Annotated in this window: 15 protein-coding genes; all 15 read left to right on the forward strand. The window is 60.1% G+C overall.

Features of this window, described 5'->3' with window-relative positions; all coding sequences use genetic code 11:
* The first annotated feature begins 5 nt into the window (after window positions 1-5).
* The 15 genes from AAFN83_RS17515 to AAFN83_RS17585 all read left to right on the forward strand — a co-directional run bounded on the left by AAFN83_RS17515 (window position 6) and on the right by AAFN83_RS17585 (window position 21,749).
* Complete coding sequence (locus AAFN83_RS17515) at window positions 6-1,898, forward strand: NADH-quinone oxidoreductase subunit 5 family protein (RefSeq protein ID WP_347771699.1); 1,893 nt, start codon at window positions 6-8, stop codon at window positions 1,896-1,898.
* A complete protein-coding gene (locus AAFN83_RS17520; protein WP_347771701.1) occupies window positions 1,888-3,516 on the forward strand; it encodes a complex I subunit 4 family protein in 1,629 nt (542 codons plus the stop codon). The genes AAFN83_RS17515 and AAFN83_RS17520 overlap by 11 nt, the downstream gene beginning before the upstream one ends.
* A 3-nt stretch (window positions 3,517-3,519) precedes the next feature.
* Window positions 3,520-5,070, forward strand: coding sequence for an NADH-quinone oxidoreductase subunit N (locus AAFN83_RS17525; RefSeq protein WP_347771703.1), 1,551 nt, complete (start codon window positions 3,520-3,522; stop codon window positions 5,068-5,070).
* A 266-nt stretch (window positions 5,071-5,336) separates the two neighbouring features.
* Entirely contained in the window at window positions 5,337-7,610 is a 2,274-nt protein-coding gene (locus tag AAFN83_RS17530; RefSeq protein ID WP_347771705.1) for a S8 family serine peptidase, read from the forward strand.
* A 48-nt stretch (window positions 7,611-7,658) separates the two neighbouring features.
* The gene (locus AAFN83_RS17535) at window positions 7,659-7,907 is read left to right on the forward strand and encodes a DUF1146 family protein (RefSeq protein ID WP_347771707.1); all 249 of its coding nucleotides are present in this window, start codon (window positions 7,659-7,661) and stop codon (window positions 7,905-7,907) included.
* Window positions 7,908-8,111: 204 nt separating this feature from the next.
* The gene (gene murA, locus AAFN83_RS17540) at window positions 8,112-9,470 is read left to right on the forward strand and encodes a UDP-N-acetylglucosamine 1-carboxyvinyltransferase (protein ID WP_347771709.1); all 1,359 of its coding nucleotides are present in this window, start codon (window positions 8,112-8,114) and stop codon (window positions 9,468-9,470) included.
* Window positions 9,471-9,769: 299 nt separating this feature from the next.
* Window positions 9,770-11,032 carry a sensor histidine kinase gene (locus tag AAFN83_RS17545; RefSeq protein WP_347771711.1) on the forward strand — a complete coding sequence of 421 codons (1,263 nt, stop codon included), beginning with the start codon at window positions 9,770-9,772 and terminating at the stop codon, window positions 11,030-11,032.
* Complete coding sequence (locus AAFN83_RS17550) at window positions 11,029-11,721, forward strand: response regulator (RefSeq protein ID WP_347771713.1); 693 nt, start codon at window positions 11,029-11,031, stop codon at window positions 11,719-11,721. Before AAFN83_RS17545 ends, AAFN83_RS17550 begins: the two co-directional genes overlap by 4 nt.
* A 145-nt stretch (window positions 11,722-11,866) precedes the next feature.
* Window positions 11,867-12,427 carry a hypothetical protein gene (locus tag AAFN83_RS17555; RefSeq protein WP_347771715.1) on the forward strand — a complete coding sequence of 187 codons (561 nt, stop codon included), beginning with the start codon at window positions 11,867-11,869 and terminating at the stop codon, window positions 12,425-12,427.
* Window positions 12,428-12,709: 282 nt separating this feature from the next.
* Complete coding sequence (gene spoIID / locus AAFN83_RS17560) at window positions 12,710-14,029, forward strand: stage II sporulation protein D (protein ID WP_347771717.1); 1,320 nt, start codon at window positions 12,710-12,712, stop codon at window positions 14,027-14,029.
* Between the two features lie 97 nt (window positions 14,030-14,126).
* Window positions 14,127-14,843: a peptidoglycan DD-metalloendopeptidase family protein gene (locus AAFN83_RS17565; RefSeq protein WP_347771719.1), complete on the forward strand. Its 717-nt coding sequence runs from the start codon at window positions 14,127-14,129 to the stop codon at window positions 14,841-14,843.
* Between the two features lie 178 nt (window positions 14,844-15,021).
* Entirely contained in the window at window positions 15,022-16,362 is a 1,341-nt protein-coding gene (locus tag AAFN83_RS17570; protein WP_347771721.1) for a glycoside hydrolase family 30 protein, read from the forward strand.
* Between the two features lie 112 nt (window positions 16,363-16,474).
* The gene (locus AAFN83_RS17575; RefSeq protein WP_347771723.1) at window positions 16,475-19,699 is read left to right on the forward strand and encodes a cellobiose phosphorylase; all 3,225 of its coding nucleotides are present in this window, start codon (window positions 16,475-16,477) and stop codon (window positions 19,697-19,699) included.
* Between the two features lie 165 nt (window positions 19,700-19,864).
* Window positions 19,865-20,836, forward strand: a complete 972-nt coding sequence (locus AAFN83_RS17580; protein ID WP_347771725.1) for an ABC transporter permease — start codon at window positions 19,865-19,867, stop codon at window positions 20,834-20,836.
* Between the two features lie 19 nt (window positions 20,837-20,855).
* A complete protein-coding gene (locus AAFN83_RS17585; protein WP_347771727.1) occupies window positions 20,856-21,749 on the forward strand; it encodes a carbohydrate ABC transporter permease in 894 nt (297 codons plus the stop codon).
* Window positions 21,750-21,844 lie beyond the last annotated feature (95 nt).

The raw sequence follows: 21,844 nt of genomic DNA on the forward strand, positions 1-21,844 counted from the left end.
GGCTCATGCCGCCCGAGGTTCTACATTACGCCTGGCTGACGCTGCTTTTTCCCTTTGCCTCCTTCCTCTTGCTTCTCGCCATGGGCCGTCAGGCGAAGCGGTCAGCCGCCGCCTTAAGCGTCTCCACCGCCTGTGCATCCTGGGTTATCGCCCTGCTCGTCCTGGTGGGCCGGCATGCGGACCCTTCTCCCGGTTACACGTGGAACAATTGGACCTGGCTCAAGGCGGGAAGCTTCACCTTGAGCTTTGGGTTTGAAGTGACAAACCTAAGCGCCTTTTTCTTGCTCTTGGTCACATCCCTTTCTCTGCTCGTCGTCATTTACTCCTGCGGCGGGATGATGGAAGAGGAGCGGTACCCGGCTTTTCTCGGCTACCAAGCCCTGCTCCTGTTCTCCATGCTGGGCCTTGTGCTCTCACCCAATCTCTTGCAGTTTTATTTGTTTTGGGAGCTGCTGGGCTTTGCAGGCTTCTTGCTGGTTGGCTTTCGGGGTGAAGCGCCGGGGGTGGGCCTCGCGGCCAAGCGCCTGTTCCTTGCGAGCAAGCTCGGAGATGGGGCACTGTTGGTTGCGATCCTGCTCTTGTATGCTTCGATGCCGGAAGCGGAAGTAGACTTCCTTACCCTTCAAAATGTGTTTCCCGAGTCGGGGGAGGCCTTCCTTCCCGGTGGAGTGGTCACGGCGGCGGCGCTGCTGCTCGTCGTCGCGGCGATCGCGAAAGCCGCGCAGCTTCCGTTCCACCTATGGCTCGTCGCGAGCGACCGCACTCCCCTTCCAGCGGCGGCCCTTCTTCACACGGCAGCAACGACGGCCGGAGGCGTCTACCTCCTGGCCCGAACGTACCCGATCTTGCTGCATTCGCCGATCGCGCTGCAAGGCCTCGCCCTTGTCGGGGCCTGTACCGCGCTGTTCGGAGCGATCCAGGCCGCCCTATCGAAGGGAGTGGGCCGCCTGCTCGCCCATTCCACCGTCAGCCAGCTGGGCCTGGTGCTGATCGCACTCGGGCTGGGAAGCTATGCAGGCTACGCCGCCGGGCTCGCCCATCTGTTCACGCACGCCTTCTCCAAGGCGCTCGTGCTTCTCGCGGCGGGCGTTATCGTCCAACTAGCCGGCACCGATGACCTTCGCCGGTTGGGCCAATCCGGCTTCGCCGCCCAGCACCCGTTGGCGGCACGCACGTTCACCTTGGGCGCCTTGGCGCTGGCCGGGCTCCCGCCCCTCTCCGGCTTCTGGTCGTGGGGCGCCATCGCAGCGGAGGGGCTTCGCCCGCATCCCGGACTGGCCGCCGCCGCGCTTCTCACCGCGGGGCTCACCGCCTTCGGCATGGCCCGCGCCCTGCGCCTCGCCTTCCCCGCGCCCGCGTTGCGGGAAGGTGACCGCGCGGGCGTACCCGCCGATTCCGCGGCGATCCCGCTGCTTGCGCTTGCCGCCTGCGCCGTGCTGGGCGGGGCCTTGCTGCTGCCAGGCGACGCCACCGGCTTCGGCCGCTGGATCACCGGCAGCGGCGGAGCCAGCCCCAGCGCGAGCGGCCTCGCCTTGGCGCTCGTCGCCGTCTTCAGCGCCGCCGGCTTTGCGTCCGGCCTCGCCTTGTACCGGCGCGGTTCGCGCGCGAGCGACCGCTTCGCCCGCCTGCAGGCGCTGGCCGAGGCCGAGTTTGGCTTCGCGGCGCTATCTCGGGCGGCGGCTGCGGCGCTGAGCGGTCTCGCCCGCGCCGCAGCGGCCTTCGAGCGCGCCGTTGTCCAGCGGCTGTTTGTGCTGGCCGAGCGCAGCGTAAACGGGCTCGCCCGGCTGCTCGCCCGGCCGCAGAACGGCCGCGTGCAAACCTACGGGCTCCTTACGCTCGCGGGCCTCGTCGTTCTGCTGCTGATGTACGTCGGAAGGAGGGGTTGGCATGTGGGATAAACTCCCCCTCCTAAGCTTGTTGCTCGCTTCCCCACTCCTTGGAGTGCTGTTCCTTGCAGTAGCCCCGAAGGGAAACGGCCGATTGCTGCAGAGGATGGGCATGGCGACTTCTTTCCTGCCTCTCCTATTCGCAGGGACGGCTTATGTGCATTACCAAGGGGTGGTGGGAACCCTTCAGTTGGCAGAGCGCTACCCGTGGATACGCATTCCGCTGGAGCGGGAGCTGCTTGGCGCTTCCACTTACACGCTAACCTTCGACTACCACCTTGCAGCGGATGGCTTGTCGCTCCCGCTCGTCTTTCTGACGGCGCTCGTCTTCGCCATGGCCTCGCTCGCCTCACGGCAGATCAAGAAGCGCTGGAAGCTCTTTTACATCCAGCTTTTGCTTCTGGAGACAGCGGTCATCGGATTGCTGCTGGCGCGCGACCTGGCGCTGTTCCTTTTGTTTCTCGCGTTCGCGCTCGTTCCGATGTATTTCCTCGTGGGGATCTGGGGCGGGGCGGACCGGGAGAAGGCGGCTAGCCGGTTTCTGGTTACGGCCGGAATGGGGGTAGCACTGATCGCCACCGCCTTCCTGATCCTGATCGGCACGGCCGGGTTCACGGTGGAGGAATCCACGATGGCCTTTCGGTACAGCGGGGACCTGGATACGATTCGCATGAACCTCTTTACTAACCCGGCCGCCTACGTGAACTATGTGGATAATCCATTCACCATGACCACGGGGATGAGGGTAAGCCTGTTTGGGCTGCTGGTTGCCGGCTTCGGCTTGCTTCTCCCGATCGTACCGTTCCATCGGGCGGCCGTTCGGGTGCAGGCGGAAGCGGCTTCCTGCATCTCCATGATCCACTCGGCGGTTTGGATGACGATGGGGGCATACGGCTTGCTCCGCTTTGCCTTCGTTCTTTTCCCCGAGCAGGCCAAAGCGGCGGCTTCTTCCCTCGCGGTCCTCGGGCTGATCGGCTTTCTCTATGGGGCCCTGGTCGCCCTCGCCCAACGGGAGCTGCGATCCTTCCTTGCCTACGCCAACGTGAGTCAGATGAGCCTTGTCCTTCTGGGGCTCACGACGTTCAGCACCGAGGGCTGGACGGGAGCCGTGCTTCTGCTCGTCTCGCACGGGTTGATCTCAGCGCTTCTGTTCCTCTTGATCGGAAGCTGGGGCGAACGGGCCGGCTCGACCGAGCTCGTCCGACTGGCTGGGCTTGGGTCCGCCTATCCCTTCCTGACCGGCGTTCTGCTGTTCGCTTCATTCGCATTTGCCGGCCTTCCCGGCCTGGCGGGCTTTCCCGGTCAGCTTCTCATCTTCATCGGAATCGCGAAATCCCACCGTGGGGTAGCCGCAGCCGCCGTGATCGGCATCTTGCTCCTTGCGGCGGTGATGCTGCGAACGATTCAGGGGCTGCTCTTCCAAAAGCCCCGTGAGGAGCATAGGGGGCAGGGGGCAGGAGGCGGCAGCCGCGGGGATGCCGCACTCTGGGAAGCCGTGCCGATCATTGTGCTTACTACGCTCATTCTTCTCGTCGGAATCTACCCCGGAATCGTCAGTCAACATGTCGAGAAGACCATTGCCGGGTTTACGGCCCACATCCAATCCAGCGTGGAAAAGGGAGGGGACTAAACGATGGATACCTCTGCCTGGAGCTCATTCAACGCTGGAGATATGCTGCGTCTTGCACCGGAGCTTCTCCTTCTTGCCGGCTTCGCTCTAATCCTGCTGCTTGATCTGTTTCTGCCTACGGCAAGGGCCCGTCAGGTGCACAACGGGCTGGCGCTTGCCGTTATCGCGGTCGCGGCGGGCCTCCTCCTTCCGCAGTTCGGGATGAAGGAGCCTCTCCTTTTCTTCGGAGGAAGCTATCGAATCGATCCTTTCAGCAGCGTGATGAAGCTGCTTCTTCTCGGGGGAACCGGCCTCATCCTGCTCCTCAGCCGGGGCGTGACCGAGCGGGAAAGGATTACGGCGGCGGGCGAATACCACGCACTCCTGCTCTCTGCCTCCCTCGGGGCGCTGGTGATGGTTTCTTCCACGGACCTGATCACCCTTTACATCGGCCTGGAGACGTTAAGCTTGTCCAGCTCGGTGCTCGCGGGGATCCGGCGTAGGGACCGCAAGGCGAACGAAGGGGCATTCAAGCTCTTCCTGCAGGGGGGAATCGCGTCGGCGATCATCCTCTACGGAATGTCTCTTCTCTATGGGATATCCGGCTCCACCCGGCTTGATGGGATCCGAGAGTCCATCCGCACAGTGGACCCCGGGTTTATCCCGCTTCTGTATGCGGCAGCGATCTTGCTTCTGGTTGGGATAGGGGTAAAACTGGCCGCTGCTCCGTTTCACGACGGAGCCATCGCCGCTTCCGAGGGAGCGAGCCCCCCGATCGCTGCTTTTCACGCCGTGATCGGAAGAGGAGCGGGAATCGCTCTGCTGCTTCGGCTTTTCTACGGGGGCTTTTACGGCCAGCCGGTGCCCGAGGGAGCCTTGGCGGAAGGGGCGAGCCTGCTGGCGCAGGATGCCTTTCAGGGCATTCTGGTGCTGGCCGTACTCTCGACGGCGGTGGGGAACCTCCTCGCCCTCCGTCAGACGAACGGGAGGCGGCTCCTTGCTTATGCAGGGGTAGCGGGCACGGGCTGCCTGCTTCTCCCGGCGGGGATATCCTTCTCCACGGTTTCGCTCACCAGCCTTGCCGAGCTGGTGTATGCCTTCACCGCCTATTTGCTTATGATGCTCGGCTCCTATGCGGGCCTGATGATCGTGGAGCGGCTCTCCGGCAACTCGGAGCTCTCCGGCTTCTCCGGCTTGTACTATCGCTCGCCGGGAACCGCTGCCGCCCTGCTGCTCGTCCTGCTCTCGCTGGCGGGGCTGCCAGTGACGGCAGGCTTCTTCAGCAAGCTGTTCCTGCTCTTCGGGGCCGTACAGCTGAGGATGTATGGCATCGCTCTCTTCATGGCCGTGGCAAGCGTCCTTGCTCTCGTCTACGTCTTCCGCTTGATTCGCCAGATGTTCCTTCGCGGTGAATGGGAAGCAAGTCCGAATGCAAACCCGAACGATACGATTCCTTGGACGCTTAAGGCTGTTCTTTGGGGTTGTGCCATTACGGGGGTTCTGCTTGGGCTTTTCCCGCAAATGCTGCTCGGGCCCATCACGAACATTTTCAAGCGGGCCATGGATTTCTTCTAACGGAAATGGTATGCTGGAACGGAACGTTGAAGAGCCGGACCTTTCGACCCGGATGCGTGCTTCAAGCAGCAATCAAGGCAGCGATTCGCTGCCTTTTTTCGTTCGACTCCTGTTAAATGATGCAAGAACAGGGATAATTCTCATCCCTTATCGGGCCCTGCTCACGTAAGTTACGCAGAGAATGCGCGTGAGGGAAGGCTCCTATAGATCGACTGCGAGTAGCCGGAAGCCAGTTGTTGAAATAAACAGAGTGAGGGTTGCCTTACATGAGAAGAAAGCATCCGACCCGGATCGTGTCCGCTGTCATGATGGGATTGCTGATCCTCCTTCTTTCTTCCTTCGGAAGCCTTGCCCCTGCGCCGTCGGGAGCCTCTTCCGTGCCTGCCGGCGACCAAGCGGCGCTGTCGGATTCCTGGATCGTGGAATGGAAGGACGAGCCTCCAGCCGCTTTCCTCGCGGAGAGCGAGCTGATTCGTCGCCATGAACACGCGCATGTAACCGTAGCTCGCCCGGCTCAAGGGAAGAGCGTTTCGGCGTGGCTCGCCCGCTGGTCCGCCTCCGATGAAGCGGTCTCCATCCAACAAAATCAATCCTATCAGGTGGCCGCGGTTCCGAACGATCCGATGCTGAGCCACCAAACTTACTTAAAGCAGATTCGGGTTCCCGACCCGGAGCCGCTGCCCGCTGGCACCAAGCCTGTCGTCGTGGCAGTCGTCGACACCGGAATCGAGCTCAATCACCCTGATTTGGCATCTCGTCTGGTTGAGGGAACCAATCTCGTTACGCCGGGCACTCCGCCTATGGATGACAATGGGCATGGAACGAATGTGGCCGGGGTCATTGCCGCAGTGGCTAACAATGAAAAAGGGATTGCCGGGATTGCGCCGAATGCGCATCTTATGCCGATCAAGGCACTCGAGGCCGACGGGACGGGAGATGAAGACCTCCTAGGGGAAGGCATTCGTTATGCCGTCGATCACGGAGCGAAGATTGTCGTCCTGTCGCTGGGCTTGAATAAACCGTCTACCTATATGGAGACCGTGGTCCGGTATGCGGAATCGAAGGGCGTGCTGCTCGTCGCCGCTTCCGGAAACGAAGGAAAGGACGTCAAATACCCGGCCGCTTATCCGACGGTGTTGGCTGTAGGCGGTGTGATGGGAGATAACTCCCGCGCGGTGCTCTCCAACTTCGGACCGGAGATGGACGTGGTTGCTCCGTGGAACGTCTTTACCACCTCGCTCAAGGGAACCTACCGCTTCAGCGGCGGCACCTCCCTCGCCGCACCGCAAGTGGCCGCGGTGGCAGCGCTTGTGCTGGAGCGGGACCCGGGCCTTGACCCCGGCGATGTGCGGACGCTCATTCGCGAGACGGCTGAAGATCTGATGGGGGCAGGCTGGGACAGCGAGACCGGCTACGGCCTGCTCCGGGCTGATCGCGCACTGGCGCTTGCGAAGGACGCCCCCATACGTTCCTACGCCGGACTTACCAAAGAAACAGCAAGGAAATTGCCGATCGGCAAACTCACCGACCTGACCCCTCCAGGGGGAGGAGGAGCACAGTGGGTAAAGCTGGACATCGCTTATGACGGATACGTAGACCTGACCTTGTCCCCTTATCGGCTGGCGAGCAACGCCATTGTCGAAGCGCATTATGAAGGAGAGGCTGCCGGGAAGGTTATCCAGCCGAACGTAAACGCCGTTTATGTAATCCCGGTGAAGACGGGAAGTCTATCCATCCGAATTGTCCTGCCGAAGGGGGACCCGACGGATGTTCTCCATGTGCTGCCGGAGTTTCGGATGAAAGAGGATCGGTTTGAAAGCAATGATCGTCCCTACACCGCGTACCGGCTGGCCCCGCGCAGCCATGTGCTGACCGGAACCTTCCACCGATCAGGTGACGAAGATTGGTTCTCCCTTCAGGTGGACCGTCCCGGCAAGCTCAGCTTGAAGGTGTCCACCGTTTCGCAGAGGATCGATTTAACCCTCTTGCTGCAAAGGGCGGACGAGACGGCCTCCGTGGTCGACCGAGCGGATGAAGGCAAGCCGGAGCGAATTGATCAGGCGGAAGTAAGGCCGGGGCTTTATTACATTCGAGTAGGAAGCATTGAGCGGTCTCAGATGCCGCCTGCCGGGGAGTACACGCTTCGAGTCGACTACGACGGGCAAAAGGTGGACCCGCGCGAACCGGACGACCGGCCGTACCAAGCGTCCGCGATGCGCCCGGACTTGGCCTACAGCGGTGTGATCAGCAACCCGAAGGATGTCGACTGGTTCCGCTTCAAGGTCAGCAAGGAGACCGAGGTGAAGGTGACGATGACGAGCGAGTGGACATCGGGAGACCTCGATTTGATCCTGGCCGATTCCACGGTGAAGACCATCGCGAAGGCGGGTACCCTGGATGGCCAGGAAGACTTGGCCCTTCGTGAAAAAGGCGCCAGCGTGAAGCTGCAGCCGGGAACTTATTACGCCAAGGTTTCGGCAGCACCGGGCTCAAATCCAGAAGCTCAGCCGTACTCATTAAAGTTAACAATGGGGAATTAACCAACTGAGCCCAAGGCACATACTCTGTAGGGAGAAGGGAGTACCGCGTTGAAGGAGGATTGGATTGCACGATCGCTTGCGGTCGGGAGCCTGACGTCGCTCATCACGATGCTTGTGTGCATTGTGGTCGCATGGATTGCTCTCGATCAGGTGAAATTTGACCGAATCATAAAGGAGCCGAAATCGTTCAAGGCCGGTCTTTTGCGGCTGCTGCTGGCCATCGTGATCGGCTATGAGGTAGGGCGTTTCTTTACCGATTACATCAGCTGGTCTTCTGGCTTGAAGGGCTTTTTCTGATTGAGATCAGCAGAAACCAGGCAAGCGGCAACCACCTCCGAAGGCGAGTGCATAACCTGCCGCTCATCCGCTCAAAATGGGTATAACGAATCGGTTGAACGGAAAAAACGGGCCTTGCGCAACAGGTACCGTATGAAAAGAAAATGAGGCTTCGAACAGTATGAAGATGACTAGCGTTAACATCAGAACGCGGAGGGGTGCGGCATGAAGAAAATCATCGTCCGCGGTGGACATAGCTTAAAGGGAACGGTCAAAATCAGCGGGGCCAAAAATGCGGTTCTGCCTATTCTAGCGGCGACGCTGCTTGGTTCGGAGGGCAAAAGCATCATTCATGAGGCTCCCCGGCTGGACGACGTTCTCACCATCAACCAGGTGGTGGCGAGCCTGGGCGCTCAAGTGGAGTACAGCGAGGGAACCGTCCAGATCGACGCAACCCGTTTGACACGGACGGAGGCAGACCCGGAGCTGGTTCAGCGCATGCGCGCGTCCTTCCTCGTGCTCGGACCGCTCCTGGCTCGGCTCGGCAAGGCGCGGATCTCGCTTCCCGGCGGCTGCGCCATCGGCACAAGGCCGATTGACCAGCACTTGAAGGGCTTTGAAGCCATGGGCGCCGAGATCGAAGTCGGGGCTGGCTGGATTGAGGTTCGCTCGGAGAATCGGCTCAAGGGAGCGAAGATTTACCTGGATGTCGCCAGTGTGGGCGCCACGGAGAACATTATGCTCGCCGCAACGCTTGCGGAGGGCACGACGATCATTGAGAACGCCGCTATGGAGCCGGAGATTGTCGATCTCGCCAATTTCCTCGGCGCTATGGGGGCCAAGGTTCGCGGCGCGGGCACCGGTGTCATCCGAATTGACGGAGTGGAAAGCTTGACGGGAGCGGTGCATACGGTCATTCCCGATCGGATTGAAGCGGGGACGTATATGATTGCCGCTGCGATTACCGGCGGCAATGTGCGGGTGGAGGGGGCGATCGCCGACCATCTGCGCCCCCTCATCTCCAAGCTGCAGGAGATGGGTGTCGCGGTAGAAGAAGAGGACAATGCCCTTCGCGTGGTAGCCGGAGAACGGCTGAAGGCGGTCGACATCAAGACGCTGCCGCATCCGGGCTTCCCGACCGATCTGCAATCGCAGATGATGGCCCTGCTCCTAAGGGCAGACGGCACAAGCCTCGTGACGGAGACGATCTTCGAGAACCGCTTCATGCATGTAGAAGCATTCCTCAGCATGAATGCGGACATTGCGGTCAACGGACGCACCGCCGTGGTGAACGGCGGGCGCAAGCTATCGGGGGCAAAGCTGCGGGCTACGGATCTTCGGGCGGGCGCGGCGTTGATTCTGGCGGCGATGACTGCCGATGGGGAATCGGAGATTACCGATATCCATCACATCGACCGCGGCTACACCGACATCGTCCGCAACCTGTATACCTTGGGCGCTGATATCGTTCGGATTGACGCGGAAGCGGTCGCGGCGAAGGCGGAAGCCGAAGCAGCAGCGGCTGCCGAGCAGTCGGAGAAAGAAAAGCTCCCGCGCTTTCAGGTTCAGCCAACCCTGGCGTAAAGGCTCTATGCCATAGAATGTGAGATGGGACGCTGACATGGCGTACATGGATGATCAAATCGTTTCTCTTTTAGAAACAGCAAGGCCGCTTGGAAGATATTCCAGGCGGCCTTGTTTTGGTTTGCCGGGGTCATCACATCACATGTATGGCCCATTTTGGGGACTTACCCGGAGTCGACGCATGCTTGTATGACAAAGCTCATGACAGACGGCACTACCCGCTTCAGGGAAGCTTCTTTTATAATGGGGACAAGAGGAATTTCGTAATAGGGACAACAGGAGGGAGGGCAGGGGGCGGCATGACGGACGACAAGAACCGGGAGCTTGCAGGAAAATGGACCGGGCTCAACACCTTTTTGTTTTTGCTGCGAACGGTTTGGTTCGTCGTCGGGGTAGCCGGCCTACTCCAGCAGCCGATGACAGAAGCGGCCGATTATCTGCTTCCGGCGGGGTTCTTTCTCTCCTTCCTGTTGCCGCAATTGTTCTTCCGCCCGCAATTGATTCGCCCGCTCGCTTATGCCGGATTAGAAATTGTGCTGACCGGCGGGCTATATCTCTACACCTCTACCCTCTATGAAGGGGACCCCTTGTTCAACTTCCTTTACATGCCCTTAACCATTGGTTATATGACAGGACGAAAAGGACTTTGGTATGCGGCGCCGCTCGTCGTAGCGGTCATCCCCCTGGCAGGCTTTTGGCTGGGGAACGGAGGAGGGGCTCTGGAGCTTCGGGAGCTCGGGGCAGTGGCCAACACCCTCGTTTCGTATCTGGCCTTTTACGGATTGGGGCTTGCTCTCTCCTTGCTCGTGTCCGAGGGACAGCGCATTCGCGAACTGATGGCGGACGTTCGGGAGAAAAATGCGACGCTGGAGCAGTATTCGCAGCAGATCGAGCGAATCACGCTCCTCGAGGAACGCAGCCGGTTGGCGAGAGATTTGCACGACACGGTGGGACACACCCTCACCTCGGTTATCATCGGGATGGATGCGGTCCGCTATCAGATCGACGGGGCGCCGGAGGAGGCGAAGGAGCATTTGCGCGAGCTGCTTGCTTCTACCCGGCAGGGACTGGACGCGACGCGGCGAAGCATCCACCGACTGGCAGACGACCCCACGGGCAGCCTGCTGGAGGAGGTTCGTCGGCTGGCGTCGGAGTTCGAGCGATCGACCGGAACGGAGCTGGAGCTGTCGGTAAGCGGAGAGGAAATCGCTGTTCCGCAGGGAGTGCGGCTGACCGCGGTTCGCTGCGTGCAGGAGGGGCTGACGAATGCCAAGCGGCATGGACAGGCCTCCCGGGTGCGTCTCGCGCTTACCTTTGTCCCCGAGCAGCTTGAGGTGATGGTGGCCGACAACGGCAGCGGCTTCGAGAAGCTCCTGCCCGGCTTCGGCCTTCGTTCCATGGAGGAGCGCGTGGCGACGCTGCAGGGAAGCCTTGCGCTCTCCTCCCGGCCGGGGAAGGAGACGGTGCTGCGCTGCGTTCTGCCGCTCGTCCCCGTGATGGGCATGGGGGCGAGCGCCGGGCGGACAGGCCAGCCATCGGTAAACGAGGAGGAGACGGAGTGAATACGGAGATGAGGAAGACGATCCGATTGGGGCTGGTTGAGGATCAGGAGCTGATCCGCAAGAGCTTGAAGATCGTGCTCGACATGGAGCCCGACCTTACCGTCGCATGGCTCGCCAAGGACGGAAGTGAGGGAGTGGAATGCTGTCGGGTGGAACAGCCCGATGTCATACTAATGGACATTCAGATGCCGGTGATGGACGGAGTTGAGGCGACCCGGCGGATCAAGGAGCAATGGCCGCAGGTGAAGGTGATCATCCTCACCACCTTCCAGGAGGTCCAATTGGTGCTCGGCGCTCTGAATGCCGGCGCAGAAGGCTATTTGCTGAAGGCGATGGACCCGCAGGACCTCGCTTCCGGCATCCGTCACGTCTCTCGGGGGGAGACGCTGATTCCCCAAAGCTTGGCGCGCGAAATCTTCGCGCAGGCGGGGAACGGGCGATCCGAAGCTTCGTCCCCCGCTCTCAGCACCGCTGAAGCTTTCGGCCTAAGTGAGCGGGAGCAGCAGGTGCTGCGCGGGCTGTCCGACGGCCTGTCCAATCGGGAGATTGCATCCAAGCTGTTCATCTCCGAAGGAACGGTGCGCAACTACATCAGCTCGGTTTATTCGAAGATGGACGTGCGCAACCGGGCGGAGGCGGCGCGCATGGCGACAGAACGCGCCTGGTTTGCAAGCGGCGAGGGCAAGTAGACTGTTGCGGCAGGTTGCAGCAAATGACAGCGGGTTGCAGCGGACATGACGCTCCCGTCACGAGAAAGATGACATCCGACACTACCCGGCTATGACAAGCAACCTCTACAATGAGGGCAAATGCCAAGCGAAGGAGATCGAGTCCATGCCAGACTTCCGTTATTCCCCTCCCCCCGGACCGCCGGACGACTTTCACCCGCCGTACCCGCCATACTCGCCCTATCCCAAACCTCCCCGCAAGCGAGTGGGGCTGGCGGTGTTCTTCTCCCTTCTCATCCCGGGACTCGGACACCTGTACCTCGGCCTGATGAGGCGAGGGGTTTCCTATCTGATCGGGCTCGTGCTGAATATCGTCCTCATTTCCATCGCCGTTTCACTCGGGAATGAGTTCATCCTCTCCACGTCCCTCACGCTGTTTCTCTCGCTGGGAATTCCACTTCTCTACCTCTACTGCTTGTTCGATGCGATGCATAGGGCCCGCCTCGTCAATCGCCTGATGGAGGACGGGATTTCGCTTCATGAGGCAGACGAGCTTCCCTTTCGTCCGGCTGTACTGGGCGGGGTGTTGATCATCGCCGGTTGCCTCGTTCTGATGAGCGAGACGGCCCCCGCCTTCATGAACTCCCTCCTTCGCGCTTACGGCGGTACGGTCATGGCCCTCCTCATGGTTGGCGGAGGCGGCTGGATGCTGTTTCGCATGAAATAGAATAGAACGGCGCTGCACGAGAGCCTCATCCCTCCGAAATGGAAGGATGAGGCCTTTTCGCGTTTTCCGCATTATGCGACGGAGGCGGGTAGGGGGATTCTCTTCTATTGGGGTTCTAGCAGGTCTGATCACCTCATAGAGTAGGTATTGTCCCATGGCCGAGCTTGTTTGCCACTTGTATTCTTCCATGGCTTGGTTTGCAAACCGGTTTGAGAGGGCAATCCTGATAGAGAGAACCAGACAAGCGAGTACAGCCCTAGAACCCGAAAGGGAGTGAATCGATTGAAAAAAGAAAGCCGAGCGGCTTCGCGGTGGAGGAAGCTGGCGGCGGTCGGAACCCTTGCGCTGAAAGCCATGAAGGAAGGCAGACGCGCCGGAATTCCGCTGCGGAAACAGTTGTCCCGCGTCATCCGCCGGCCCCGCCTCGTCATCTTCACCAGCACGACGGCGGTCGGCGGGGCGAATGCATCCCCGCCCGGCACGACCCTGTGGCGCGTGCGCCGAACCCCCTCGCTGCCGATTCTCTGCCTCGGCGCCGCCCTGCTAGCGGCGCTCGGGGTGGTAACGGCAGGCGCTCTTTTGCACGAGCGCGGCAAGAGCCCGGCTACGACGGAGCTTCGCCCGGCCGCAGCCAGCCCGCAGCCCGGCAGCGGAAAGGCCGGGCAGGGCGCTCCTGCCGCTGCTCCTGCCGACCCCGGCGCCCCGGCTGCGCCGCTTGCGGAGAAGCTTTCGCTTGTCGTGCCGGTGTATCTGTCACAGGCGAAGACGGTCGAACGCCTGCCGATCGAGGACTATGTCCTCGGGGTGGTGGCCGCCGAGATGCCGGCGGACTTTGCCCCTGAGGCACTCAAGGCACAGGCGCTTGCCGCTAGAACCTACATCGTCCGGCGTTACCTGGACGAGGACTTCAGCGGCGTGCCGGTCAAGACGGCCTGGGTCACGGATACGGTGCAGCATCAAGCGTACCTTACCCGTGCCAAGCTGAAGAAGGCGTGGGGAGCCGCCTATGAGGAGAAGCTGGCCCGGCTCCGGCAAGCGGTGGAAGAGACCGCCGGTAAGATCATTACCTACAAAGGCAAGCCGATAAACGCCGTCTTTTTCTCCGTGGGCAACGGCTATACGGAAAATGCGGAGGAGTATTGGAGCGTCTCGGAGCCTTACCTGAAAAGCGTGAGCAGCCCGTGGGACAAGGAAGCTCCCGGCTATGAAGCGACCGTCCGGTTTACCGGGCGGCAGCTGCTGCAAAAGCTAGGGCTGTCCGGCAAGATCAGCATCCGCCAAGCGTTCGCCCAGATGAAGGTTACGGAGCGGACGGAGGGGAAGCGAGTCGGAACGCTAAAAATCGGCCGTACCACGTTCAGCGGGCGGGAAGTGCGGGAGAAGCTGGGTCTTCGCTCCTCCGCTTTTACGTGGAAGGTGAGCGGGGATGAAATTCTCGTAACCACCTACGGCAACGGCCATGGCGTGGGCATGAGCCAATGGGGAGCGAACGGGATGGCGGCGGCCGGGAAGACTGCCGAAGAGATTATCACCTACTACTATCGCGGCGTCCAATTGGAAGAGGCCGGCGCGGTCCTTCCCGCTTCTGCGCTGGGCCGCTAGGCGGCGGCAAGCTTTGAAACTTCTTTTTCATAACCTTTCATCCGGGGCGTATAAAAGCTTCCAATCTGGCAACAATGGGTGATGAGGTGATGATATAATGAAAGAGAACAAAGACTTGCAAGACGCTCCCCAAACTACCGAGGAGCAGCAAACCGCCAAACCTGCCGGCACCTGGAAAAGGATGCTCAGCAAAAAATGGGCCTATCCGGCAATCTATCTGGCAGCGGCGGCTATTATCTTTTCGTTAATGTGGTGGTATCAAGGAACGGTTAGCGACAAGCTGACCGGAAGCGATACGCCGCAGACGGCGATGACGGAGCCGGATAAAACGAAGCCGACCCCGGATGATGCTGTACCCGCCAATGCAACGGTTGAAGAAATGGCTTGGCCGGTTGCCGACCGCACCGCACTGGATGTCGTCTCGAACTACTACAACAAGAATGCCAGTGCCGAAGAGAAGGCAGCCGCGATGCTGGAGTACCAGGACCAGTTCCTCCCGCAGACGGGCATTGCGCTCGCTCGTGAGGACAGCAAGACCTTTGATGTGCTGGCCGCAAAGGGCGGCAAGGTAACCGCCGTGGACAAGCAGCCGCTCGTCGGCCAATTCGTGGAGATTACGCATCCGGACGGCCTCGTGACCGTGTACCAAAGCCTCGACAGCGTTAAGGTGGCGGTAGGCACGGAAGTGAAGAAGGGCGACGTCATCGCACAAGCCGGACGCAACGAGCTGGAAAAGGACGCGGGCATCCACCTGCACTTCGAAGTGCGCCAAGGGGATACCACGCTCAACCCGAACGACGTTTTGCCGAAGTAACCCAAACCCCTCCCCATACGATCCGTTTTACCGCTTCGGGCCAAAGGCCCGGGCGGTTTTTTTTGCGTGGAGAGGATCATTATTTCAGGAAAAGGATCATTATTTCTTGTTTGCTTGCTTCGAAACCGGTTTCGTATTACGTTGGGGATAGAGAATGAAGCAGCGAAGGAGAAGACGGATGACGTTCACAAAGATCTACGTGACGGCCCGCGATACGGGCGAGCGGTGGAAGGAGCAGGAGTCGGTTTCGAGTGGGGACCGTGCGGAGGGGCAAGTCGCCGACCTGGAGATTGACCCCGCTCAGGAGCATCAAAGCATGCTCGGATTTGGCGGCGCTTTCACAGAAGCGGCAGCCTACACCCTATCACGCATCAGTCCCGAGAATCGAGCGGAGGCCATCCGCCGTTATTTCCACCCCGTGGAGGGGTTGGGGTATACGCTCGGGCGAGTGCCCATTCACAGCTGCGACTTTGCGCTCGGGAATTATACGTATCTTCAGGACGGGGACACGGAGCTCACGACCTTCGATATTGCTCATGATCGGGAGCTGATCCTGCCGCTCATCCGCGATGCCGCCGAGGTGAAGGGAAGCCCGTTCACGATGCTGGCCTCTCCGTGGAGCCCGCCCGCCTGGATGAAGACCAATGGCGAGATGAACAACGGCGGACAGCTGATGGCCGAGTACGCGGGCATCTGGGCTCAGTACTATACCAAGTTCATTCGCGCTTATGAAGCGGAGAATGTGCCGATCTGGGGCATTACCGTGCAGAACGAGCCTGCGGCCGTGCAAGTATGGGACTCCTGCATCTACAGCGGAGAGGAAGAACGCGATTTCATCAAGCATCACCTGGGGCCTGCCCTGCATCGAGAGGGGCTCAGTCATATCAAGCTGCTGATCTGGGACCACAACCGCGATCTTATGGTGGAGCGCGCTTCGGCGGTGCTCTCGGATCCAGAAGCGGCTCAATACGTATGGGGAACGGGCTTCCACTGGTATGTGAGCGAGGATTTCTCTGCCGTGGGCGAGGTGCACGAGCGCTTCCCCGACAAGCATCTCCTCTTCACGGAGGGCTGCCAGGAGGGCGGCGTCCACCTTGGCGCCTGGCATACCGGCGAACGGTACGCTCGCAACATGATCGGGGACTTCAACAACTGGTGCGAGGGCTACCTGGATTGGAACCTCGTGCTCGACGAGACCGGCGGTCCGAATCACGTCCATAACCTGTGCGACGCGCCTATCATTGCCGACACGGTAACGGATACGCTCCACTTCAACAGTTCCTACTATTACATCGGCCATTTCAGCCGACACATTCAGCCGGGAGCCGTTCGCGTAGGCCTTGCCAATGGGCACGCGTCGGTGAAGGCGACCGCCTTCCGCAATCCGGATGGCATAATCGCCCTCGTGGCGCTGAACGAAACGGATGCAGCCGAGACACTGTCGGTCGGCCTCGACGGCCGTCTGCTCACCCACTCGCTGCCCGCGCATTCAATCGCAACCTTTGTGTTGGCTGACTAAGGAGCTGCGAGGAATCAGCGATTTAGCGTTACCTGATTTTGTCGCAGTCTCTGACAGCACTTGTCCTACGCCTGCCGGCGATCCGAACTTACTCCTTGGAGGATTTAGGCTTATGGGAACCTATTCATACGAGCAAGATACGTTTGTCATTCAGAACTATCCGCAAGCGAAGCCGTTTGCCAGCTTCCTGCCGGGACTCGCCGGCAAGAAGGGCATCCCGATGTGGACCTTCTATGTCAACCGCGGGCAGGCGATCAGCGGCTTCGGCATTCAGGACAAGAACAGTCCGATCATGGAATTCTCCCCGGCCAGCATCGCCTACAAGACGGTCGCCGCGAGCGGGTTTCGCACGTTCTTGAAGCGGGACGGAGCCATCTACGAGCCGTTCCAGACAGCCCGTCCGGACGCTCAGGCGGAACGATCGATGCGCGTTCGCGCCAACGAGATCTCGCTTGAGGAAGTCCATCACGAGCAAGGCCTGCGGGTGAAGGTGAGCTACTTCCACCTACCGAACGAGGATGTGGCAGCGCTTGTCCGCCATGTGGAAATCGGCAACGAAGCGAACGCAGAGGCGTCCTTCGAGCTGCTGGACGGACTGCCGGAAATCCTCCCGTACGGGGTCGAGAACGGCGGCTTCAAGGAAGTGGGCCACCTGCTGCGCAGCTGGATGGAAGTCGGCAACCGGGAGGCGCGCATTCCGTTCTACAAGCTGCGCTCCAGCACGCACGACGAAGCAGAGGTCAGCGAGGTAGTGAGCGGCCACTTCTACCTGAGCTTCTCGGATGAAGAGGAGCTGCTCGCCCCGATTGTCGATCCCGATCTCGTCTTCGGCGACAACTCCTCGCTCGCGTACCCGGATGCTTTCGCGGCCGCTTCCCTGAGCGAGCTTCAGCAGAGACCGCAGTATGCCTACAACAAGGTTCCCTGCGGTTTTACCGGCCGTGAAGTGAAGCTGGCCCCCGGCCAATCGGTTAATCTCTATACCCTGATCGGGCACGTTTCCCGCGTGGAGAAGATCAATGAGCGGGCCGAACGCTTCTGCAACGCGTCCTATATTCGTGCCAAGCGAGCGGAGGCCAATGAACTTGTCGCCGAGCTGACGAACGATATCGCGATGAAATCCGGCCAGCCGATCCTCGACGCCTACAGCCGGCAGTGCTACCTCGACAATCTGCTGCGAGGCGGCTATCCTTATCTCTTCGGGAGCAAGCACGACGATGCGAGCCGCAAGGTCGTTCACCTCTTCTCCCGCAAGCACGGCGATCTGGAGCGGGACTACAATTTCTTCTCGATCCTGCCGGAGTTTTACTCCCAGGGCAACGGCAACTTCCGGGACGCCAATCAAAACCGGCGCAGCGATGTGTTCTTCCATCCGGGAGTCGGCACCTTCAACATCCGCATGTTCTACAGCCTCATTCAGGCGGACGGCTACAATCCGCTTGGCGTGGAGGCGACGACGTTCGTCGTGAAGGAGGAACGCGCCTCCGCTTTGGAACAGCTCCTGACCGATGCCTTCGGCAAGGGCGAGCCGGAGCTTGCGGCACGATGCCGCAAGGCATTCACGCCCGGTAAGGTGATCGGCTTCCTGGCGGATCACGGCCTCGTGCCTTCTATGGGCGAGGAGGACTTCCTCGGCCGGCTGCTCGATTTGGCGGAGCAGCAAATCGAAGCGACCTTCGGGGAAGGGTTCTGGTCTGACCATTGGACCTACAACCTCGATCTCGTGGATGCTTACCTCAGCATCTACCCGGATAAGAAGCGGGAGCTTCTGCTCTCGGAGAAGGCATATCCCTTCTACGACAGCGCGGTTCGGGTGCTTCCCAGAAGCGAGAAATACGTGCTGAAGAACGGCACGGTGCGACAATTCGGCTCCATCGTTCATGATGATGAGAAGATGGAGAAGCTGGGCATGTCCTTGAAGGGCACGCATTGGCTGAAGACGGAGCAGGGGATGGGCGCGGTCTACACGACCAACCTGCTCGTGAAGATGCTGTCGCTTGGCCTGAACAAATTCGCCACCCTCGATCCCTACGGCATGGGCGTGGAGATGGAAGCCAACAAGCCGGGCTGGAACGATGCGATGAACGGGCTTCCGGGCATCGTCGGCTCCGGCATGAGCGAGACCTTCGAGCTGAAGCGCCACCTGATGTTCCTTGCGGAAGCTTGCGAGGAGCACGCAGAGGAGAACGTCCGCGTGCCGGAGGAAATCCTCGCCTTCCTTGAAACAGTGAAGACGCTTGCGAAACGACGCCAGGCAGGCGAACTGGAAGCCTTCGCTTACTGGAATGAGACTGCGAACGCTCGCGAAGCCTACCGGGAGCAGGTTCGCTTCGGCTTCACGGGCCGCGAGGGCGCGCTATCGCTCAGCAAGCTTGCGTCCATCTGCCGAACCTTCCTTGCGGTCATCGAGCTCGGCATCGAACGTGCCGTTCGCATGGGCGACGGCCTTGCGCCGACGTACTTCCGCTTCGAAGCCACTCGCTTCGAGCCGGTATCGGACGCGGAAGGGAAGCCGCTCCTCACCCACTACGGGCTTCCCAAGGTGCGGGTGAGCGAATTTACAGGGGAAGCGCTCCCTCTCTTCCTGGAGGGACCGGCGCGCTGGCTGAAGACGGTGGAGACGCCGGAGGAAGCCCGTTCTATTCACGATCGGATCAAGCGCACCGCCCTGTATGACGAGAAGCTCCATATGTTCAAGACCTCGGTGAGCCTGGATGGCCAGCCCCATGAAATCGGACGCATCCGAGCCTTTACCCCCGGCTGGCTGGAGCGGGAATCGGTCTTCATGCACATGGCTTACAAGTATGTGCTGGAGCTGCTCCGCAACGGCCTGTATGCCGAATTCGAGGAGGAAATGCAGCATTCCCTCGTGCCCTTCATGGACCCTGAGGTGTATGGCCGCAGTACGCTCGAGAACTCGTCGTTCATCGCCACCTCGGTCAACCCGGACCCGCATGCGGTCGGCCGCGGCTTCTACGCCCGGCTGAGCGGCTCGACGGCCGAGTTCCTGAGCATGTGGATCGGCATGATGGCGGGTGACCGCCCCTTCCGCTTGGTAGACGGCGAGCTTGCGCTTGCGCTCTCCCCTGTTCTTCCTGGCTGGCTGTTTGACGCATCCGGTCGTCTGACCTTCCGCTTCCTCGGCACGACGGAGGTTACGTACCGCAACCCGACCCGAGGCTCCACCTACGGCGAGAACGCGGTGCGGATTCAATCGCTCCGGCTGATCGCCGCGAACGAAGAGGAGCATGTCGTGGAGGGAGCTCGGGTTACAGGACCGTGGGTCGACAAGGTTCGCAGCGGCCATGTAAAGGCCATCGATATCGTCCTGGGCTAACCCCGGGGCGGTGCGATGCACCTGAAATCCAGACACCTGATACGAAAAATGCATCCTAGTTATCGGGAGGGTTCCCCCCTACACTAGAGAGAGAAAGGGCTTACATTTTGGGATAGGGTGTGATTTTTCATCACGCCATGGGAGAAATCGGAGGTGCTGCCCGCTATGAGTTCCACAGCAGGGGTTAACGCAACAACAGACAAAGGTCCTGTCAAAGGGAAGGAAACCAGGAGCCGTTGGTTCCGCAAGCTTTACTCGCAACGTTACTTGCAGGTGATGGCGCTGCTCGGGATCGTGTGGATGATCATTTTCAACTACATTCCGATGTACTGGATCAGCATCGCCTTCAAGGATTTCAACCTCGGTCAGAAGATTTCGGAAGCACCGTGGGCGGGACTCGCCAACTTTAAAGAGTTCTTCCATGATGACAACCTGGGCTACGTCATTAAGAATACGCTGGGCATGAGCATTCTGAAGCTCATTATCGGCTTCCCGCTGCCCATCATCTTCGCGATTTTGCTGAATGAGGTAAGATCGTCTCTCTTCAAAAGGTCCATTCAGACGATCTCGTATTTGCCTCACTTCCTGTCGTGGGTTATCCTGGGCGGAATCCTCGCCACCTGGCTCGCAGACGTGGGGATTATCAACAAAATGCTGATGGCGCTCGGCTGGATCGATCAACCGATCACTTACCTGGCGGAACCGAAGTATTTCTGGACGATCATCATCGCCTCCGACATCTGGAAGGAGCTCGGGTGGTCGGCGATCATCTACCTGGCGGCCATCTCCAGCATCTCGCCGGAGCTGTACGAGGCGGCCACCATCGACGGCGCCGGACGCTTCCAGAAGATCTTCAACATCACACTACCGTCCATCAAAGGAACAATCTCGATTCTGTTCATCCTGGCCGTGAGCGGCATCCTCAACTCCAACTTCGACCAGATTCTCGTTCTGCGCAACCAACTGAACGACAGTGCGAGCAACGTCATCGACATCTATGTCTATCAGGTAGGGATTTCGCAGTCGCGCTTCTCGTACTCCACAGCGGTCGGACTCATCAAGTCCGTCATCGCACTGTTCCTGCTCCTGGGGTCCAACTGGGTGACGAAGAAGCTCAACAACACATCCCTATTCTAGCAAAAAGGCGGTGATCGACATGTTTTCCAGAAATCGCAGAACGGCTGGCGAATTCACATTTGATATGTTCAACAATGTGCTCATGCTGGTGATTTGTTTCCTCACGCTGTACCCGATCTGGTACGTGCTCGTCAATGCATTCAACGACGGCACGGACGCGATGCGCGGCGGCATCTACTGGTGGCCGCGGGTGTTCAGCCTGACCAGCTTCCGGACGGTGTTCCACAGCAACGGCATCATGACCGCCATGGGCGTCACGGTAGCCAAGACCCTCATCGGGACGGTCGTCCACGTCTTCTTCACCGCGATGGTCGCCTATGCGCTGTCGCGCCGGGAGCTGATTGGCCGCAAGGCCTACATGCTGATCGGAACGGTCACGATGTTCTTCGGAGGCGGGCTCATTCCCTCCTACCTCTTGACTCGCGACCTCGGGCTGCTCGACTCCTTCTGGGTCTACATCATCCCGGCCGCGTTCAGCTTCTGGGACCTGATCATCTTCCTCACCTTCTTCCGGGAGATTCCGGACGGATTGGAGGAGGCGGCCAAGATCGACGGCGCCAACGACTTCAAAATCTTTTATCGGGTGATCATTCCCGTCTCCATGCCCGTTGTGGCCACGATTGCCCTGTTCCACGGGGTTTACCAATGGAACGACTACTTTACCGGGATGATCTACATCAACAACCCCGACCTGCAGCCGATCCAGACATTCCTGTACCGCATTGTAGCGGCCTCCAGCACGGGAGCGAGCGGAATGATCGCGGCCATGCCGAGCAACGTTTCTCGCACGGTAACCTCCCAGTCGCTCAAGCTGGCGACCATGGTGGTGACGACGGCGCCGATCGTGTTCGTCTACCCGTTCCTGCAAAAGTATTTCGTCAAAGGCTTCATGATCGGCTCCATCAAGGGGTAGAGGAAGCCTGCGAACGCCGCATAACGGCAACGGCTCTTTCGGTAAGAACGTTGACCCGCCTCAGTTAACCAACGGTTACCGATCCATCGCCCTGG

Origin of the sequence: Gorillibacterium sp. CAU 1737, assembly GCF_039888655.1 — a bacterium.
GTDB lineage: Bacteria > Bacillota > Bacilli > Paenibacillales > NBRC-103111 > Gorillibacterium.

Excerpts from the sequence above, each read along its gene's own strand:
- AAFN83_RS17515 (WP_347771699.1), top strand. The coding sequence starts at position 6 with ATGCCGCCCGAGGTTCTACATTACGCCTGGCTGACGCTGCTTTTTCCC.
- AAFN83_RS17520 (WP_347771701.1), top strand. The coding sequence starts at position 1,888 with ATGTGGGATAAACTCCCCCTCCTAAGCTTGTTGCTCGCTTCCCCACTC.
- AAFN83_RS17525 (WP_347771703.1), top strand. The coding sequence starts at position 3,520 with ATGGATACCTCTGCCTGGAGCTCATTCAACGCTGGAGATATGCTGCGT.
- AAFN83_RS17530 (WP_347771705.1), top strand. The coding sequence starts at position 5,337 with ATGAGAAGAAAGCATCCGACCCGGATCGTGTCCGCTGTCATGATGGGA.
- murA (WP_347771709.1), top strand. The coding sequence starts at position 8,112 with ATGAAGAAAATCATCGTCCGCGGTGGACATAGCTTAAAGGGAACGGTC.
- AAFN83_RS17545 (WP_347771711.1), top strand. The coding sequence starts at position 9,770 with ATGACGGACGACAAGAACCGGGAGCTTGCAGGAAAATGGACCGGGCTC.
- AAFN83_RS17555 (WP_347771715.1), top strand. The coding sequence starts at position 11,867 with ATGCCAGACTTCCGTTATTCCCCTCCCCCCGGACCGCCGGACGACTTT.
- AAFN83_RS17565 (WP_347771719.1), top strand. The coding sequence starts at position 14,127 with ATGAAAGAGAACAAAGACTTGCAAGACGCTCCCCAAACTACCGAGGAG.
- AAFN83_RS17570 (WP_347771721.1), top strand. The coding sequence starts at position 15,022 with ATGACGTTCACAAAGATCTACGTGACGGCCCGCGATACGGGCGAGCGG.
- AAFN83_RS17575 (WP_347771723.1), top strand. The coding sequence starts at position 16,475 with ATGGGAACCTATTCATACGAGCAAGATACGTTTGTCATTCAGAACTAT.
- AAFN83_RS17580 (WP_347771725.1), top strand. The coding sequence starts at position 19,865 with ATGAGTTCCACAGCAGGGGTTAACGCAACAACAGACAAAGGTCCTGTC.
- AAFN83_RS17585 (WP_347771727.1), top strand. The coding sequence starts at position 20,856 with ATGTTTTCCAGAAATCGCAGAACGGCTGGCGAATTCACATTTGATATG.